12 protein-coding genes and 1 tRNA gene are annotated in these 17,104 nt (G+C 64.6%); 7 read left to right on the top strand and 6 right to left on the bottom strand.

Annotated elements, in window-relative coordinates:
* Window position 1: 1 nt before the first annotated feature.
* Window positions 2–1,642, bottom strand: coding sequence for an ABC transporter substrate-binding protein (locus tag ACX5I4_RS01560; RefSeq protein WP_461835104.1), 1,641 nt, complete (start codon window positions 1,640–1,642; stop codon window positions 2–4).
* A 153-nt stretch (window positions 1,643–1,795) separates the two neighbouring features.
* Between ACX5I4_RS01560 and ACX5I4_RS01555 the strand changes: the two genes are divergently transcribed.
* The 4 genes from ACX5I4_RS01555 to ACX5I4_RS01540 all read left to right on the top strand — a co-directional run bounded on the left by ACX5I4_RS01555 (window position 1,796) and on the right by ACX5I4_RS01540 (window position 7,062).
* Complete coding sequence (locus ACX5I4_RS01555; RefSeq protein ID WP_461835103.1) at window positions 1,796–2,860, top strand: LacI family DNA-binding transcriptional regulator; 1,065 nt, start codon at window positions 1,796–1,798, stop codon at window positions 2,858–2,860.
* 354 nt (window positions 2,861–3,214) lie between these two features.
* Window positions 3,215–4,684 carry an APC family permease gene (locus ACX5I4_RS01550; RefSeq protein WP_461835102.1) on the top strand — a complete coding sequence of 490 codons (1,470 nt, stop codon included), beginning with the start codon at window positions 3,215–3,217 and terminating at the stop codon, window positions 4,682–4,684.
* A 22-nt stretch (window positions 4,685–4,706) separates the two neighbouring features.
* Entirely contained in the window at window positions 4,707–5,345 is a 639-nt protein-coding gene (locus tag ACX5I4_RS01545) for a TetR/AcrR family transcriptional regulator (protein WP_461835101.1), read from the top strand.
* A 49-nt stretch (window positions 5,346–5,394) separates the two neighbouring features.
* Complete coding sequence (locus ACX5I4_RS01540) at window positions 5,395–7,062, top strand: amidohydrolase (RefSeq protein ID WP_461835100.1); 1,668 nt, start codon at window positions 5,395–5,397, stop codon at window positions 7,060–7,062.
* On the opposite strand, the gene ACX5I4_RS01535 is transcribed toward ACX5I4_RS01540, so the two are convergent.
* The 3 genes from ACX5I4_RS01535 to ACX5I4_RS01525 all read right to left on the bottom strand — a co-directional run bounded on the left by ACX5I4_RS01535 (window position 7,059) and on the right by ACX5I4_RS01525 (window position 9,534).
* A complete protein-coding gene (locus ACX5I4_RS01535) occupies window positions 7,059–7,544 on the bottom strand; it encodes a glutathione peroxidase (RefSeq protein WP_461835099.1) in 486 nt (161 codons plus the stop codon). The two genes, ACX5I4_RS01540 and ACX5I4_RS01535, sit on opposite strands and share 4 nt — an antisense overlap.
* Before the next feature lie 98 nt (window positions 7,545–7,642).
* Window positions 7,643–9,022 (bottom strand): M23 family metallopeptidase, encoded by a 1,380-nt coding sequence (locus ACX5I4_RS01530; protein ID WP_461835098.1) that lies wholly within the window; start codon window positions 9,020–9,022, stop codon window positions 7,643–7,645.
* Between the two features lie 131 nt (window positions 9,023–9,153).
* Window positions 9,154–9,534 carry a MarR family winged helix-turn-helix transcriptional regulator gene (locus ACX5I4_RS01525; protein ID WP_234752616.1) on the bottom strand — a complete coding sequence of 127 codons (381 nt, stop codon included), beginning with the start codon at window positions 9,532–9,534 and terminating at the stop codon, window positions 9,154–9,156.
* Window positions 9,535–9,630: 96 nt separating this feature from the next.
* On the opposite strand from ACX5I4_RS01525, the gene ACX5I4_RS01520 reads away from it, so the two are divergent.
* Window positions 9,631–11,097, top strand: coding sequence for an MFS transporter (locus tag ACX5I4_RS01520; RefSeq protein ID WP_461835097.1), 1,467 nt, complete (start codon window positions 9,631–9,633; stop codon window positions 11,095–11,097).
* A gap of 106 nt (window positions 11,098–11,203) precedes the next feature.
* On the top strand, window positions 11,204–12,115 hold the full coding sequence (locus ACX5I4_RS01515; protein WP_461835096.1) for an oxygenase MpaB family protein: 912 nt from the start codon (window positions 11,204–11,206) through the stop codon (window positions 12,113–12,115).
* Window positions 12,116–12,175: 60 nt separating this feature from the next.
* Here the strand turns inward: ACX5I4_RS01515 and ACX5I4_RS01510 are convergent, their stop codons facing one another.
* Window positions 12,176–15,655, bottom strand: a complete 3,480-nt coding sequence (locus ACX5I4_RS01510) for a bifunctional proline dehydrogenase/L-glutamate gamma-semialdehyde dehydrogenase (RefSeq protein WP_461835095.1) — start codon at window positions 15,653–15,655, stop codon at window positions 12,176–12,178.
* Window positions 15,656–15,778: 123 nt separating this feature from the next.
* On the opposite strand from ACX5I4_RS01510, the gene ACX5I4_RS01505 reads away from it, so the two are divergent.
* Window positions 15,779–16,678 (top strand): LysR substrate-binding domain-containing protein, encoded by a 900-nt coding sequence (locus ACX5I4_RS01505; RefSeq protein ID WP_461835094.1) that lies wholly within the window; start codon window positions 15,779–15,781, stop codon window positions 16,676–16,678.
* Window positions 16,679–16,717: 39 nt separating this feature from the next.
* Here ACX5I4_RS01505 and ACX5I4_RS01500 read toward each other — a convergent pair.
* A tRNA-Ser gene (locus ACX5I4_RS01500) sits at window positions 16,718–16,802 on the bottom strand.
* Between the last annotated feature and the right edge of the window lie 302 nt (window positions 16,803–17,104).

Below are 17,104 nucleotides of genomic sequence, written 5' to 3'. Positions count from 1 at the left end.
CCTACTTGCCCGTGCCGCCCAGGTCAGCAGCCCAGGGGTAGTAGAGGTAGACGAAGGAGGCAGGAACACCGGTGACCCGCTTGCTCATGAAGAGCCGCGTGGAGCTGTCGACAACAGGGAGCCATGGTTCCTTGTCCATGATCATGGCCTCGGCTTGCACGGTGAGCTTCGCCCGGGCATCGTCGTCGGACGTAGCTTTGGCCTTCGCCAACAGCTCCGTGATCTGCGGGTCGGAGAATCCGGAGTAGTTCTGCATACCGTTCGGGCCGGCGATAGCGCCCAAGTGGATAAGGGGATCGGCGACGTTCATGTAGTTCGTGGTGACGAAGGCGTCGGCTCCAGCACGGGCCTTCGGATCGGAGAAGAATGCGCCGAACTGGGCGCCCGGTACACCGCTGGGTTCGATCTTCAGGCCGAGCTTGGTGCCGGCGTTTGCGAACTCGGAGATGACGTCGGCGTAGAACGTCCGGTCAATCGGGTAGACGATCTTGATTGGCTTGCTCAAATCGACCTTGGCGTCCTTCAGGACTTTCTTGGCCTCATCGAGGTTTGGCGTCGTCGAAGGAAGGTTCTTGCGCGCGTCTTCGAAGGTCGAGCCGCCGTAGTTCCAGCCGCCGTTCGGCACCAGCGACTGTGCCGCCGTCGACGTCCCTTCATAAACCGTCTTGGCGATCGCTTCGCGGTCGGTGGCGAGCGTAAGGGCCTTGCGAACTGCCGGGTCGCCGAGCGTTCCTGTGCCGGTGCTGATGATGGCCATGTTTTGCAGGGACTTGCCGTAGAAGAGCTGGCCGCTGGTGGACTTCGAAAGCTGGTTGATGGCGCTGAGGGGAACGTCGTAGCTTCCGTCAATGGCACCGGTAGCCAGGGCGTTGGCGATCGAGCTGGGATCGGTGATGAACTGGATTTCGACCTGCTTGGTCTTGGCCTTCTTGGCGGTGTTCCAGTATCCGTCGTAGCGGTTCAGGGTGATGGAGGCTCCTTGCTTCCATTCGCCTACCGAGTAGGGGCCGGTGCACATGACTCCGGCACCCGGGTTGCCATAATCGACGCCGGCCTTCTCCCGCTGGGCTTGCTCAACAACGGCGCCGATCGGCGTCGCAAGCTGGTTGTTGAAGGTGGCATCGGGGGTCTTGAGCTTGACCGTGACTTCGTTGGGCCCGGTCTTCTCGACGGACGCGATGTTGGCCGTGACATCGGACGCCCAGTAGCTGATTTCCTTGGGATCAAGGTGGCGTTTGAGGCTGAAGACGACGTCGTCCGCCGTCATCGGTTTGCCATCCCAGAACGTCACGCCGGTCTGTAGCTCGTAGATGTACGTAGCGTTGTCGACATTCTTGACGCTCTTGGCCAGGTTCGGCCTGATGGAGAAGTCCGGCTGGATCTGGAAGAGGCTCTCGCACAGGTTGGAGACCACGCCGCTTGCGGGATAGTCGGCGCTCTTGATGGGATCGATCGACGGCGGTTCACCGAAGTTGTTGTTCCAGACGATTTTGTCGAGGTTCGTCGTGGCCGCAGGGGTGGTGACCAGCAGGTCCTTCGGGCTGAGTGCGTCGGGGGCTTTGGTGGCGGCGCCGCCATTGGTGCACCCCGTAAGGAGGAGCAATAGGCCAGCGGCTCCTGCGCTGATGAGTTTCTTGTTCAATGGATCTCCCGTACTTCGTTTGGTAGGGGGCCGCCCCAATCGGCTGCTGATTGCTGTAGTGACGCTAATCACCCAAAACGTTTTGGGCAAGACTTCGGCGAAAATTAACAAAACGATTTCGGTGGGGCTTCCAGAAGGCATACCCTTACAGCTATGACGCAGCGAAACGCACGCTCCACCATCCGCGAAGTTGCCAGGGAAGCCGGGGTCTCCGTGACCACCGTTTCCCATGCGCTCAGCGGAAAAGGGATCGTCGCCGAAGCCACGCGGGCGAAGGTTGTCGAAACCGCACGGCGGCTGCGTTACCGGCCCAACGCGGTCGCCAGCGGCCTTCGAAACAATCGCTTGGGCATCCTCGCGCTCGTGCTTCGCCCGCTGGACACCCTCGAGTCATTCCTCCCGGAGGGAGTGGACTACTTTCTGCGCTTTGCCGGAGCCGCTTCACTCAGCGCCCTCGAACACGGCTACGGACTCATGCTGCTCAGCGACCCCACCTTGCCGGACGCGCCGAGCATCTCGCTTGCGGCCGACGGCTTCATCATCACGGAACCCGTGGAGAACGATCCTGTCATCGACCTGCTCCAGGCCGAAGGAATTCCCCTGCTGACGATCGGCAAGGACCTCGGCCGGCCGCACTACGATGCATGGATCGAGCCCAGCACCGCCAAGATCACCTGGCAGGTGCTCGATCACCTCGAGGAGAACGGGGCGCGGCGGGTGGCGATCGCCATCGGCACCGACCGCAACTCTTGGAACATCACCACGGAAGCCAGCTATCGCGAATGGTGTTCCGCACGGGGCCAAGAGCCAATCGTCGTGACCCAGCGGGAAACGAGCGGCACCATTGGCGGAAGGGCGATCGGCGAAGAGCTTCTCTCCATGCCGGACAGGCCCGACGCCGTCTACTGCCTCACGGGGCGCCACGCCGCCGGGTTGATGGCCCGGCTAGCGGAAGCCGGCGTCGCTTCCCCCGCGGACATCCTGATCGTGGCCGGCTCAGACTCGGAGCAGACCCGCAACAGCGTCCCGCCCATCAGCGCCATAGATCTCGAGCCGGAGGTTCTGGCGAGGGCTGCTATCGCCGCGCTGGTGGAACAGTTGGGCGGGATTCCAAAAGGGGCAGCGAAGCAGGAACCGACGGGCGCTTCATCGTCCGAGGATCCAGCCAACGCTAGCTCACCTATGTGGCCGTTCCGCCCAACGCTCGCTCACCTTTAAGCCCATCCCGCCCAACCCTCGCTCACGTATAAGGGCACTTTCCCTAACGCTCGCTCATAGGGCCATCCCACCTAACGCACGCTCAATAAAGGTGAGCGAGCGTTTGCCAAAATGGCGACAAAGGTGAGCGAGCGTCCGGGGTTGGTGCCCGACGTCGGGCTGCCGCGCCGACGTGCCGCGGCCCGCCGTAGTCATCGCCGCCGTCGTCGTCGGCCGTTTGGGCGACCCAAGTGAGCGAGGGTTGCCCAAAAAGGCACCAAAAGTGAGCGAGCGTCGGGGGTGCGCGGGCCCGGAGGCAAGCTCGGAAACAACACCCTCTTGACTCAAGCGTGTGGCGCCCTTCACAATAAGTGAATGGCTTTCACTAAAGAAGACGCGGCAATGGCGCCGCCCGCAACCTCCAGCCCGGCTGGACTGAAGAAGAACGCAATCGGCACCCGCGACATTGTGTTCATGTTGGTGTCAGCGGCCGCGCCGCTGACCATCGTCGTCGGCATTGCCCCGCTCGCACTCGCGGTCGGGGGCGTCGGCGCCCCGTCCATTTACATCGCCGCGGCCCTGGGCCTGGGCCTGTTTGCGATCGGTTTCATGGCACTCACCCGCCATGTCCAGTCCTACAGCGGCTTCTACGGCTACATCTCGAAGACCCTCGGCCGGGTGGTCGGCCTGGGCTCCGGGCTCACCGCGTGGATGAGCTACAACGGCCTGCAGATCGGTCTCTACGGGCTGCTGGGCATCCAGGCCAACCTCGCCGTGAAGTCCTTCACCGGCGTGGAACTTCCCTGGTGGCTCTACGCGATCGTGGCCATCGGGGCCGTCTGGTACCTGGGCTGGCGCGGGATCGACGTCGGCGCCAAGGTCCTTGCCGTCCTGCTCACCCTCGAAACCGCGATCGTCGCGATCGTCGCCGCGTTCGTCCTGGCCCAGGGCGGCGCACACGGCATCGGCTTTGAATCCTTCAGCCCCGAGGCCATCTTCTCCCCGCAGTTCGCCGCCATCCTGGGCTTGGGCTTCTCCGCCTTCATGGGATTCGAATCCGGTGCCCTCTACCGCGAAGAAGCCCGGGACCCGAACCGCAGCGTCCCGCGCGCCACCTACATCTCCATCGCCTTCATCGGCGCGTTCTACGCCTTCGCCGTCTGGATCATCGTCCAGGCCTTCGGCCCCAACGCCGTCCAGGAGTTCGCGGCGGGCCACCTGGATGCCGGGGACACTGCCTACATCGCAGCGGGCAACTTCGCCGGCGAGTGGTGCGTGAACCTCATGAGCGTGCTGATCGTCACGAGCATCTTCGCCGCCCAACTGTCCTTCCACAACACCATCAACCGGTACACCCTTTCCCTCAGCCGCGAAGGCATCTTCCCGAAACGCTCGGGCCGCATCAGCACGCGATACCGCACCCCCTCGGTGGCCGGCTTCGACCAAACGCTCATCGCACTGGCCTTGGTCATCGGTGCTGCGCTGTTCCACCTTGACCCCTTCACGCAGTTCCTCATCTGGACCAACACCCCCGGCGTGATCGGCGTCCTCCTCCTCCAGGCACTCACCGGTGTCGGCGTCGTGGCCTTCTTCACCCGCCGCAAGGGCCACGGGCTGCGCTGGTACGTCATCCCCTCCGCCGTAACCGCCACCATCATCATGTGCGTGGTGACCTACCTGATGGCCACCAACGCGGACCTCATCACAGGCCTCCCCGCCGGAGACCCCGTCAACACCACGCTCCTTGTCTTCGCGCCGGTCCTGTTCGCCGCCGGGACCGTCCTGGCCCTCGTGCTGCGCCGGGTGAACCCGGCCGCCTACCAGCGGATCGGCCACGCCGAATGAGCCCGGGACCTAGGCTTGAGGGATGCAGACCCCCAGCAAAACCAGCCAGCTAGGACGGCCCCGTACCCCGAGGCTTTCACGGAAAGCAATCGGCCGCGCGGCACTTGCGATGTTCCAAGAGGAAGAAAGCCTCTCCATCCCACGGCTCGCGGAACGTCTCGGCGTCAGGCAGTCATCTTTCTACAAGCACGTCACGGGCCGGCAGGAGATCATCGAACTGGCCCGTGGCGCGCTCGTGGAGCGGGCTCCGATGCCCGATCTGAAGACCGGCAACCTGGACGATGTCATCCGACTGACCTTCGACTCCCTCCGAGAGGCATACAGCCTGGTTCCGGCGCTCCTCCCCCTCTTGCTCACGCAGCCGGTGACACACCCGGCGGCCCTGGAACTCTACGACCGGTTTGTCGAAGCGTTCGAGCTCGCGGGGACGCCAAAGCACTTGATCATTCCCACGCTGGAAACCCTCGACAGCGCCGCGATTGGCGCGAGCCTCGATGCAATGACCATGGAATCCGCCTGGAGCATCACCGACGAGGAGCAAGGCACTTATCCTCATCTGTTCGCGGCAAAGAAAGCCGTGGCAGAGCACCCCGTAGACCGCTTCGCCTTCCTGGCCGATGTCCTCTCGGCAGGATTGCGGGCAGCCATCGACGACGATTGATCCTTCCCGGGCAGGCGTCGAATACCCGAACACAACAAGGAGTTACATCTTGACCACGCCGGAGCCCATCGATCTCGTCATCCTCTCGTCCAGCATCCTCCACGGCGAGGCGCTCATAGGGACGGCCGGCTTCGTCGCGGTCTCCGATGGCCGCATTGCACACGTCGGCCCCTCCGAGGCTGCCGATGAATGGACGACGCGGGCCGGGCAGGTGATCGACGTCGGCGATGCAACAGTTTGCCCCGGCCTGATCGACGCCCATATCCATCCCATCCTCGGGGCAGAGATCGCACGAGGCCTTGACCTGAGCGGCATCACCGAACTCGACGCCGCCCGCGCCGCCCTTGCGGGGCACGCCGCTTCCACGGCCCACACCGTCGGTTCCGATTGGCTATTCGCGTGGGGACTCGACCCGGTCATCTTCGGGGACGCCGGCTTCAACAACTCGCTCTTCGACGGCATCCTCGACGACGAACTCGTCTTCATCACCCTCTTCGACGGTCACGCATCTCTCGTCTCCAACGCCGCCCTCGAGCTCGCCGGCGTCACGGGAAGGGAAGAGCTGCCCAGCACCGGCTACGTCGGCATCGACCAGCACGGCAAACCCAACGGCATGCTCTACGAACTGGCTGCACAGGATCTCGTCCGCAGCATCCTTCCCCCGCTCTCCTTCGAGCAACGCGTCGACGAACTCGGGAAACTCCTGCGTTCCATGGCCGAATCAGGGTTGGTAGCGGGCCAGATGCTGGACTTCGGAGCCCCGGACACCCTCGAGGTGCTGGAGGCCCTGGAACTCCGAGGCGAGCTCGCCATCCGGCTGCGGATCTCCCCGTGGGTCATGCCCGGCGCCACCGAGGAGGACCTAAAGGCCATGCTGGCGATGCAGGGCCGGCACGGCAGGCGCTGGCACGTTCATGGCATCAAGCTCATGATGGACGGCACCATCGACAACGGCACGGCCTGGCTCTTTGAACCGGACACCCACGGAGAGTCCCTCCATCCGCTCTGGCGTGATCCTGAAGGCCTCGCCACAGCCATGAAGTTCTTCCACGACCACCGGATCCCCACCACCACGCACGCCATCGGTGACAAAGCCGTTTCCTTCGTCGCGCGGACCATCGGGGCCCTCCCGAAGAACGGCACAGTCCACCGGATCGAGCACATCGAGTCCATCCCGGACTCAGTCTTGGCGGAAATCATCAGCGCGGGCGCCGCAACGAGCCTGCAGCCGACGCACTGCGCCCTGTACAGCCGCGCGGACCACAGCGACAACTGGTCCCATAGGCTCGGCAGCGAGCGGGCCAACCATGCATGGCGGACCCGAGACCTCCGCGACGCCGGGGCCATTGTTGCCCTCGGTTCGGACTGGCCCATCGCCCCCTTCGATCCGCGGGCAATCATCGCCTCAGCCCAGACACGCCGCCCTGCCGGCCGGCCCGACGTCGAGCCCGTCCAGCCGCAGCAGGCACTTTCCGCGCGTGCCGCGCTCGAAGGCTACACGAGCCAATATTGGCGCTCAGTTGGCGAAGAAGGCGGAATCGTGGAAAGGGGGGCCCGCGCCGATCTGACGGTGGTTCGGCACAATCCCCTCACGACGGCGCCGGACGAATTCGCCCAAACTCCTGTGATCCTGACAGTTGTTGACGGAGAAATCGTTGTTGATAACCGTCCGGCACTCGCTGCGGGCGTCACCCGGGAATCCCTCCAGGGCGCTTAGGCGAGCGCCTCTTCGAGCGCCTCGATCAGCTCTTCGGAATCAGGCTCGACGGCGGAGGGGAAGCGGGCGAGCACCTCACCTTCGCGGCTCACCAGGAACTTTTCGAAGTTCCACTTGACCTTCTGCGGTTGGGAGCCGTCCGTGGTACGTGTCAGTTCGGCGTACAGCGGATGCTGCTCCTTGCCAAGGACGTTGGCCTTGCTCGTCAGCGGGAACGAGACTCCGAAATTGCGTTGGCAGAACTCCGCGATCTCCGCGTCCGAGCCCTGTTCCTGGCCACCGAATTGGTTGCACGGCACACCCAGGATCTCGAATCCGCGGTCACGGTATTTGCCATAGAGCTCCTCGAGTCCCGAGTACTGGCGGGTGAAACCGCATTCCGACGCCACATTGACCACCATCACTGCTTTGCCCTCGAATCGGGCGAAGTCAGCCTCGGAGCCGTCATTGAACGTGAGCGGGATGCTGTAAAGCGGAGACATTGAATCGCTTCCTTACGACGTCGAACCTTTGGCAAACTGCCGCGTTCGAGTCTACGCGCGTCAGGGTTGTTGGACGCAGTTCTGGTAAGCGACGATCCCTACGGTTTGGTGACCGGCGCGGCGGTCTTGGAGGTAGCGGACGGCGTGGGGTTGGTGGGGGCCGGTGGGACGGGGGCTGGCGTTGGCGGGGTCGATTGGGTGTGAGTAACCGTGGGCACCGGAGCGGGAAGGCTCGACGACGGCGCCACCGTGGGCGGGGCCGTCACCGCAGTCGGGACCGTCGTCGGGGGCGGGACGGTCACTGTGGGCGTCGGCGTCACCGTGGGCGTCGGCGTCGCAACAGGCGCCTGCGTCACGCTCGGTGTCGGCGTGGCCGTTCCGCTGGGTGTCGGCTTGGGCGTCCCAGTCGGCGTCGCTGTCGGTGACGGTGTCGGCGTCGCTGTCGGTGACGGAGTCGGCGTGGCCGTCGCCGTCGGACTACCGGTGGGTGACGCCGTCGGCGTCGGACTACCGGTGGGTGACGCCGTCGGCGTCGCTGTGGCCGTAGCAGACGGGCTCGGCGGCACCACCTTCGCTTCCTGCACCCCGCCGGTCACTACCTGTTCAATGGGCACGGCCCCCGGGACGGACCAGACAGACCCCGCCGAGGTCGCGGTTGCGGAACCCGGCTGGTAGCTGACCATGGGGATGTCGCCGAGGGGATCAACCTGCTTGGTTGGCAGGAAAGTCCAGTTCATCGGGTTCGTATAGACGCCGTTGAGAATCGTCTCGAAGTGCAGGTGGCAGCCTGTCGAGGACCCCGTGGTTCCCACTCTGGCGATGACCTCTCCCACCCGGACCGATTGCCCCTTGGACACCGCGATCCCTTGCAGGTGGTTGTACGTGGTGACCAGGCCGTTTCCGTGGTCGATCTCCACCCGGTTGCCGCCGCCCCACGGGTGCCAGCCCACGGCCCGGACCACGCCGGAGTCGGCCGCGTAAACGAGGGCGCCACAGGGTGCCGCGAAGTCCTGGCCCCAATGGAACTCCCCGGGAAGGCCTGTGAAGGGGTCGATCCTCAACCCGAAGGGAGAGCTCGGAATCAGGACTTCAAGGGGAGCGTAGAGTTTCCCGGCCGCGGGCCGGTCGAGGGAACTCGACGCGACGTTGAGGTTGCCGATGCCGTTCTTGTCGAGGGTCTGGACCGGGGAGCGTTCAAAAGACACCGTGGCCTTGTCGCCTGCAGGAACCGGAGCCGACGACGGGCGTTGGGGTGTGGTGCCTTGCGCGCCGGACGTGGCGCCATCGGCAGGGAGCATGCCGGGTCCAACTTGGCCCATGGCCAATGATCCGGGGTCCGCCTGTCCGCCCAGGCGTGGGCCTTGGAAGCCAAAGGCAAACGTCACCAGGACAGCGAGAAAGCAAGCCGAAAGGATCCGGCCAAATTTTCTAGAGAGCACCAGGTCGACGACCTGGCCAGACTCATGATGCTTTCCCACAGCGGCTCCTGAGACAGGCGCTCATCCCCAGTACGGGCGCGCTTGTCCCATTGTGGCCGCTATGAAATCGAATGGGAACACTCGACTTCATACTTGGCCGGTCCGCGAAACACTCGCTGGACCGTAGCGGGCTACTCGCCGAGGTTCTCCTTCAGCAAAGCCCGGTGCTCGACGGCGGCATCCGAATGCAACGCTCGGCCGGCGTCGGTCAGCTCGAGGTACAGCGAGCGGCGGTCATCCGTGCAGGTTACGCGGGAGACGAGTCCGGCTTTCTCCAAGCGGTCAACAACCTTGGAGACGGCGCTCTGGGTCATGGGAGTCCGCTCCCCGAGTGCCTTCATGCGGCAGGCAGAATCGACGCTTTCGGCAACGAGATCGAGGATTTCGAATTCGTTCAAGCCGATGTCGAACTTGGCTTCGAGGGCGCGGTCAATAGCGGCCGCGGTGCGGAAGTACGAGTTCTGGATGCTGCGCCATTGCTCAACCAGCTGGCGATCCTGCGTTGTTGCCATGGCCCGATTCTAGTCGAAACCGGAATTAAAGTCCACGTCATAAGATTCCTAGTCATATTCCTTGTCATTGAATGACGCGTCATATAGATTGATGCCATGACTTCACCAAGCACCCTCACTCGATCTGCCGAGCAGCTCCACACAGCCGTCCGCTGGACCAGGGCCCAGTGGCTGCTGCTGATGGTGGTGTGCACGGTCCTCGCCCTCGACGGCCTGGACGTTTCCATGGTGGGCGTAGCCCTTCCGTCCATCGGCCACGAACTCCATCTCGGAACCGATTCCCTGCAGTGGATCGTTTCCGCCTATGTCCTTGGCTACGGGAGCCTGTTGCTCCTGGGCGGCCGGCTCGCAGACCTTTTGGGCCGGCGTCGGATCTTCCTGATCGCCTTGACCGTGTTCGCCGCGGCGTCACTCCTCGGCGGCCTGGTGGATGATCCCACCATCTTGATCGCCACGCGCTTCGTCAAGGGCCTGGCCGCGGCGTTTACGGCCCCTACCGGGTTCTCGATCATCACCACCAACTTCGCTGAAGGCCGCGAGCGCAACAAGGCGCTGTCCATCTTCACGACGTTCGGCGCAAGCGGGTTCTCGCTCGGGCTGGTTGTTGGCGGGCTCATGACCAGCCTGAGCTGGCGCTGGACCTTCCTCGTGTCGGTGCCGATCGCCGTCGCGGTGGTGCTTCTCGGCATGTTGTTCATTCCCAAGGACAAGCCGTCCAGGGAGGAGAGCGGCCACGATGTCTGGGGCGCTGTCACCCTCGCGCTCGGCATGCTTGGCCTGGTGTACACCTTGGTTTCAGCTCCGGAGAAGGGCTGGGGATCTGTGGCAACAATCGCCGGATTCGCCATCTCTGCCGCCGTCCTGGCAACCTTCGCCGTCATCGAAAACCGCGTCAAGCACCCGCTCATCCGCTTCGGCATCCTGCGTGAAGGTTGGGTGGCCCGCGCCAACCTAAGCGCCGTTGGGCTGTTCGGTTCCTACCTGAGCTTCCAGTTCATCCTCACCATGTACTTGCAGTCGGTGCTCGGCTGGTCTCCCCTGGGCATGGCACTTGCCTTGCTTCCCACCGGTCTCCTGGTCGCAACGAGCGCCCCCTTTGCGGACAGGTTCATCGAGAAATTCGGAGCCCCGAAGCTCATCCTCACCGGCCTGACCGCCATGGGACTGGGCTACGTCTTGTTCCTCCGGGTTGGAACGTCACCCAACTACGTCCTGGATATCCTTCCCTCGGTCATCCTCCTGGGCATCGGCTTCGCCTTGGCTTTCCCGTCCATCAACGTCCAAGCCACTGCTGGAATCCGGGATTCGGAGCAGGGTCTGGCCGCTGGACTGATCCAGACCAGCACCCAGGTTGGCGCGGCCTTGGTTCTGGCCGTGACCACCGCCCTGGTCAGCGGCCACGGTACCGCCAACGGCACAAGCAGCACCCTCAGCGCTGCGGCGATGCTCGATCAATACCGGCCCGGCCTGGTCCTGAGCGCTGCCGTGGCAATCGCGGCCCTGCTGGTGGCAGCGTCCCCGGCGCGCCGCCGTCGGGCACTTACCGAGCAGCCCGCGGCCTAAGCGGACTTCTGCGAACGTGCGGTTCCGTTGTTTCCACGGCGGACCTGCACCCTTCCGCGTAGTAGGCGACCACTTGCGCCGACGCGACTCTGCGCAACAATGAACCATGCGCAACATCCTGAAGAAGTGGCAATCGGAGCTGCGGATGACTTTCACAGGTCACCCGCAGTCCACGCCCGACTGGGTGCTGCGGCTGGCGGAGGGGAACGACGCCGGATACCACCTTCCCGGATCGGCCGTCTGGGCGGTACACGGGTCCATGTCCACGATCGTTGGGGGAATCCGTGTGCTGCTCATGCAGTCCCTGCACCCCGGCGCCTTGGCGGGCGTGTACGACCATTCAGGCTTCAAAAAAGACCCCCTTGGCCGGCTGGCAAATACGATCCGTTGGATTTTCACCGTGAGCTACGGCTCCATGGATGCGGCCCACACGGCCACCCACTTCGTGCGGAGGGTCCACGACTCCGTCAAGGGCAGCTACGTTGACGCTCACGGCCACACCCGCGAGTATTCAGCCAACGATCCCGAACTTCTCCGCTGGGTCCACGTGGCCTACGCGGATTCCTTCGTGACTGCGCACCGGATCTGGGGTGGAACCGTCCCAGGTGGCGCCGACGCCTACGTCCGGGAGTGGGCGCAGGCAGGCCGCTTGATGGGCGTCCAGGACCCGCCCCTGAGCCTTGCCGAGGTGACGTCGGAAATGGACCAGTGGTACGCCTCCGGCCATCTCCGCGCGGACCAACGGCTCAAGGAAACCGTCGATTTCATCCGGAATCCCCCGCTGAAAGCATCGCTTCAACCCGGCTATCGGATTCTGTTTGCTGCGGCGGTAGCCAGCCTGGAGCCAAAGTATCGGGAGCTCCTGGGCTTGGAAAAGGCCCATTTCGGCCCCATCCCGCTCCCGTCGATCCTCGCCGCCCGGGTGGTCCTTGCCGTCGTGCGCCTGACGTTGGGCCGCAGCGGCCCCAGCGAGCAGGCCGCCCGGAAACGGTTGCGGCGCTTGGGGTACGAGGCGTAAACGCAAAGAAGCCCGGCGGAACGGCTTGTGGCCGTCCCGCCGGGCTTCTTTGACGAATCGCTAGATCAGCGCGTCGGACAGGTGGTTCGGAGTGCCGAAGCGGTGTGCCGTGATGCTGATGGCCTGCTCGTGCAGGAACGGCAGCATCTCGATGCGTCCGGCCGGGGTCACCGTGCCGTGGTAGATCGCGACGTCGGGGCGGCCGCCGGTGGCGGCGCTCAGGGCGCTGCCGTCCCCGCCGATCAGGCGGATGCGGCCACCGTTGATGCCTGCTGCGGAAGCCAGCCATTCGGCGTCGTTCTGGATGCGGGTGCTCACGCCGAGCCCCGCGAACGCTGCAATGACAGCTTCGGGAAGCTCGACGGCGGAGGATACCGTGAGTGCCGAACCCGCCACTGCACCGGCTGCTACGACGCGAAGCAAGTCCACGAGCTTCCCGCCCTCGGACAGGCGGATGGTCACGGGGATGGCCCGGTACCGGAAGACGTTGCGCTCGGCGCTCAGGCCGGAGACATCCTTACGGGTGCCGAACTCCGTGGCCCATGCGGCGGCGTCGCTGAAGAGCGCCTTCTGCAGGGACTCTGCTTCGCTGGGATCGACAAGCGAGCCCGTGGCCTTGGCCGCAGCCAGGATCGACGCTGCCGCCCCCTTGAGCGTGGCACCGCGCTTGGCTCCAGGCTCAGCAGGGAGCCAGCTGCCCAAGCCCACAAGGTAGTTGGGGCCGCCAGCCTTGGTGCCCGCGCCCACGGCCGACTTCTTCCAGCCGCCGAACGGCTGCCGCTGGACGATCGCGCCCGTGATGCCGCGGTTCACGTACAGGTTTCCGGCCTGGATGGTGTCCAGCCAGACGCCCATTTCATCGGAATCGAGCGAGTGCAGTCCGGCGGTGAGGCCGTATTCGATCTCGTTCTGGATGGCGATGGCTTCTTCCAGGGTGGCCGCGGTCATGACGCCGAGGACCGGGCCGAAGAACTCGGTCAAGTGGAAGTAGGAGCCGCGCTTGACGCCGAACCGGATGCCCGGGGACCACAGGCGGCCGGTCTCGTCCAGCTTCTCGGGCTTCACGGCCCAGGTCTCACCGTCGCCGAGGGTTGTCAGCGCGTTGAGGAGCTTGCCGTTGGCGGCCTCGATGATCGGCCCCATCTGGGTAGTGGCTTGCTCCGGGTAGCCCACCTTGAGCGAGCGTGCAGCGTCAATCAGCTGGTTGTGGAAGCGCTCCGAGGTGGCAACGGAACCCACCAGGATCACGAGCGAGGCGGCCGAGCACTTCTGTCCGGCGTGTCCGAAGGCCGAGTACACGACGTCCTTGGCGGCCAGGTCGAGGTCCGCGTGCGGAGTGACGATGATGGCGTTCTTGCCCGAGGTCTCCGCGAGCAGCGGGAGGTCCTGCCGGAAGGAGCGGAAGAGCTCAGCGGTCTCGTAGCCGCCGGTGAGGATCACGCGGTCAACGCTGGGGTGCGAGACGAGCTGGGTGCCCAGCTCGCGCTCTTCGAGCTGCACGAGCGCCAGCACTTCGCGCGGCACGCCGGCCTCCCACAATGCGTCCACCATGACGGAACCGGAGCGGCGCGCCTGCTTTGCGGGTTTGATCACGACGGCGGATCCCGCCGCGAGTGCCGCCAGCGTGGAGCCGGCGGGAATCGCCACAGGGAAGTTCCACGGCGGGGTCACTACGGTGAGGTTCGCTGGGACGAACGTGGCGCCGTCGACCGTTTCCAGGTCCTTCGCACGCTCGGCGTAGTAGTGCGCGAAGTCGATTGCTTCGCTGACTTCGGGGTCGCCCTGTTCGATCGTCTTGCCGGTCTCGGAAGCCATGACCTCAAGAAGCTCGGCGCGGCGGGATTCCAGGATGTCGCCGGCGCGGTGCAGGATGGCTGCGCGCTCGGCGGCCGGCATGGCGCCCCAAGCCTTGCCGCGCTCCACGGCGGTGGCAATGATGCGATCCAGTTCCTGGGCGTCGCTGACCTTGCTTGCTTCAACAATCGCGTTGCCGGCTGTGGAGCCCGGGATACGCTCCAGGATGTCGCGGCCCCAGGCCCGGTTGGCGGGCAGGGCAGGGTCTGTGTCCGGGGTGTTGGCGAAGCCCTGGTTTGGCGCGGCGGCTGCAAGCTCGTTGCGGTCCTGTGTGCGGTTGGGCGCCGGTACGGCGTCGTCCAGCTCCGCGAGCGAGGCGAGGAAGCGCTGTTTCTCGCGTTCGAACAGCGATTCGTTCTCGCTGAGCTCGAACACGGCGGACATGAAGTTGTCCTGGCTGGCGCCTTCTTCGAGGCGGCGGATCAGGTAGGCGATGGCGACGTCGAACTCGCCCGGGTGCACCACGGGGGTGTAGAGCAGGAGGCTGCCGACGTCTTTCCGCACGGCCGAGGCCTGGCCCGTGGCCATGCCGAGGAGCATCTCGAACTCGATGCCCTTCGTGACGCCGCGTTCCTTCGCGAGCAGCCACGCGAACGCAACATCGAAGAGGTTGTGGCCGGCGACGCCGATGCGGACCGCGTCGATGTGTTCGGGAGTGAGCGCGTAGTTGAGGACTCGCTTGTAGTTGGTGTCCGAATCCTGCTTGGTGCCCCACGTGGCGAGGGGCCAGCCCTGGATGGAAGCCTGGACCTGTTCCATGGGCAGGTTGGCGCCCTTGACGACGCGCACCTTGATGGGAGCGCCTCCGTTGGCCCGGCGGGCCGCGGCCCATTCCTGCAGCTCCTGCATGGCCGAGAGCGCGTCCGGGAGGTAGGCCTGCAGGACGATGCCGGCCTCGAGGTTCTTGAATTCGGGCTTATCCAGGATCCGCGTGAACACAGCCATGGTCAGGCTCAGGTCCTTGTATTCCTCCATGTCCAGGTTGATGAACTTGGGCTTGGGGAATGATGCGGCCAGGCGGTAGAGCGGGGTGAGCTTCTCCACCACGTGGTCCACTGCTTCATCGAAGGCCCACAGCGAATGCGGGGCCACCGTGGAGGATTCCTTAATGGAGACGTAATCGACGTCGTCCCGCGCCAGGAGCTTGAGGGTTCCCTCGAGCCTGCGGCTGGCCTCGCGTTCGCCCAGGACGGCCTCGCCCAGCAGGTTCACGTTCAGGTGGACGCCGTTCTGCTTGATCTTGGCGATAGCCGGACCGAGCTTCGCGTCCGTGGCATCCACAATCAGGTGGCCCACCATGTCGCGCAGGACCTTGCGGGCGATCGGGATGACCACCTGCGGAAGGACGGGAGCCATGATGCCGCCGGTGCGCACAGCGGCGCGCATGTACCAGGGCAGGAATGCCGGGACCTTCGGGGCCAGCTTGGCGAGGTTGCGGCCGGCCACGGACAGGTCCTCTGGCCGGATGACGCCGTCGACGAATCCCACCGTGAAGTCCAGGCCGTTCGGGTCCTTCAGGACGCCGGCGAGGCGCTGTGCGGAAATGTCAACGGGCACCTTCGAGGCTTCGGTGAGCCAGTGTCGAACCAGTTGGATGGCTTCGTGGGCCAGCTCCTGGAGGTGTCCGGATTCCGGGGTGGACTGCGTCCTGGCGTCGATGCTCGAATCCCGGGTTGGTGTGCTCATGCGCTTCGTTCCTTTGGTGCGGAGAGGACTTGTTTCCATCAGTATGGATCTACAATCAGATTAGGAAAAGCGATCTTTTCCGAAGAATATGCATTAGATTTATCGACCCTTCTGGAGAGCCCCATGCTGGATGTCCGCAGGCTGCGCTTGCTGCACGAATTGAAGATCCGCGGAACGCTCGCAGAGGTGGCCGACGCCATGAAGTACAGCCCGTCGTCGGTGTCCCAGCAACTGACCTTGCTGGAGAAGGAAGCCGGCGTGAAACTGCTGCGAAAGTCCGGCCGGCGCGTCCAGCTCACGCCGCAGGCCGAGATCCTCGTGGAACATGCGGCCGCTTTGCTGGCCACGCTGGAGCGGGCAGAGACGGACCTGGCAGCATCCCTTTCTACGGTGACTGGAACGGTGCGGCTGGCCGTGTTCCAGACCGCTGCCTTGGCTCTCATGCCCGACTTCCTCACCATCATGAAGGGCGAGTATCCCGAAGTGCGCGTGGAGATGATCCAGCGTGAACCGGAGACAGCGCTCTACGAAACCTGGGCCCGCGACTTCGACATCGTGGTGGCCGAGCAATACCCCGGACACGCCGCCCCTCACCACCCCGGGCTCGACCGGTCCACCCTGACCAGCGACGCCATCAGGCTGGCCACACCCCCGGTTGGCCTCGGTGGGGAATCGATTACCTCGTTGGCGGACACGGCGGCATTGCCTTGGGTCATGGAACCGCGCGGCGCGGCGTCCCGGCACTGGGCGGAGCAGGCGTGCCGCTCGGCCGGATTCGAGCCCGATGTCCGCTACGAAACTGCCGACCTCCAAGCGCAGATCCGGCTGATCGAGTCCGGCAACGCGGTGGCCCTCATGCCGGACCTCGTATGGACGGGCCGGACCACGCCGGTGCAGTTGCTGGATCTCCCCGGACTCCCCAAGCGGACCGTGTTCACGTCGACCCGCACCGCCGGACGAATTCACCCTGCAATTCTGGCGTGCCGGGAAGTGCTGGAACGGGTGGCCGCGGAACGGGCGTAGGACGCAAAAGGCCCCGGTCCAAAGACCGGGGCCAAAACGCGGAGAATGGGGGATTTGAACCCCCGAGGGCGTTAACCCAACACGCGTTCCAGGCGTGCGCCATAGGCCGCTAGGCGAATTCTCCATGCTTCTGAATCAAAAGCAGACTCCACTGTACCCGAGATTTTCAGCATCGCCCAATCGGGACTTTTATGGTGCAGGGCGGGTCTTTCGTGCCCTTAAACGTAAAAATGGACGCCCCCAATGCGTCCATTCCTCCGGCACTCCGTTGAGCTGCTGGGTCCAGCCCCTGAAACCAGGCCCTGCGGCTCACAATCTTGAGATTGCCCCAATCGGTGTACATACCCATAGTCCGCTCCGTTTAGCGGTTTGGCAATGGAGATCAAGAACCATCCTTTGACCTGTTTTCGGCGGCCACTGGGAAGA

This window comes from Arthrobacter sp. MMS24-S77 (assembly GCF_054888235.1).
The sequence above is the reverse complement of the archived record's forward strand: the minus strand, read 5'-3'. Positions and strand labels throughout refer to the sequence as shown.

Excerpts from the sequence above, each read along its gene's own strand:
- ACX5I4_RS01555 (WP_461835103.1), top strand. The coding sequence starts at position 1,796 with ATGACGCAGCGAAACGCACGCTCCACCATCCGCGAAGTTGCCAGGGAA.
- ACX5I4_RS01550 (WP_461835102.1), top strand. The coding sequence starts at position 3,215 with ATGGCTTTCACTAAAGAAGACGCGGCAATGGCGCCGCCCGCAACCTCC.
- ACX5I4_RS01545 (WP_461835101.1), top strand. The coding sequence starts at position 4,707 with ATGCAGACCCCCAGCAAAACCAGCCAGCTAGGACGGCCCCGTACCCCG.
- ACX5I4_RS01535 (WP_461835099.1), bottom strand. The coding sequence starts at position 7,544 with ATGTCTCCGCTTTACAGCATCCCGCTCACGTTCAATGACGGCTCCGAG.
- ACX5I4_RS01525 (WP_234752616.1), bottom strand. The coding sequence starts at position 9,534 with ATGGCAACAACGCAGGATCGCCAGCTGGTTGAGCAATGGCGCAGCATC.
- ACX5I4_RS01520 (WP_461835097.1), top strand. The coding sequence starts at position 9,631 with ATGACTTCACCAAGCACCCTCACTCGATCTGCCGAGCAGCTCCACACA.
- ACX5I4_RS01515 (WP_461835096.1), top strand. The coding sequence starts at position 11,204 with ATGCGCAACATCCTGAAGAAGTGGCAATCGGAGCTGCGGATGACTTTC.
- ACX5I4_RS01510 (WP_461835095.1), bottom strand. The coding sequence starts at position 15,655 with ATGAGCACACCAACCCGGGATTCGAGCATCGACGCCAGGACGCAGTCC.
- ACX5I4_RS01505 (WP_461835094.1), top strand. The coding sequence starts at position 15,779 with ATGCTGGATGTCCGCAGGCTGCGCTTGCTGCACGAATTGAAGATCCGC.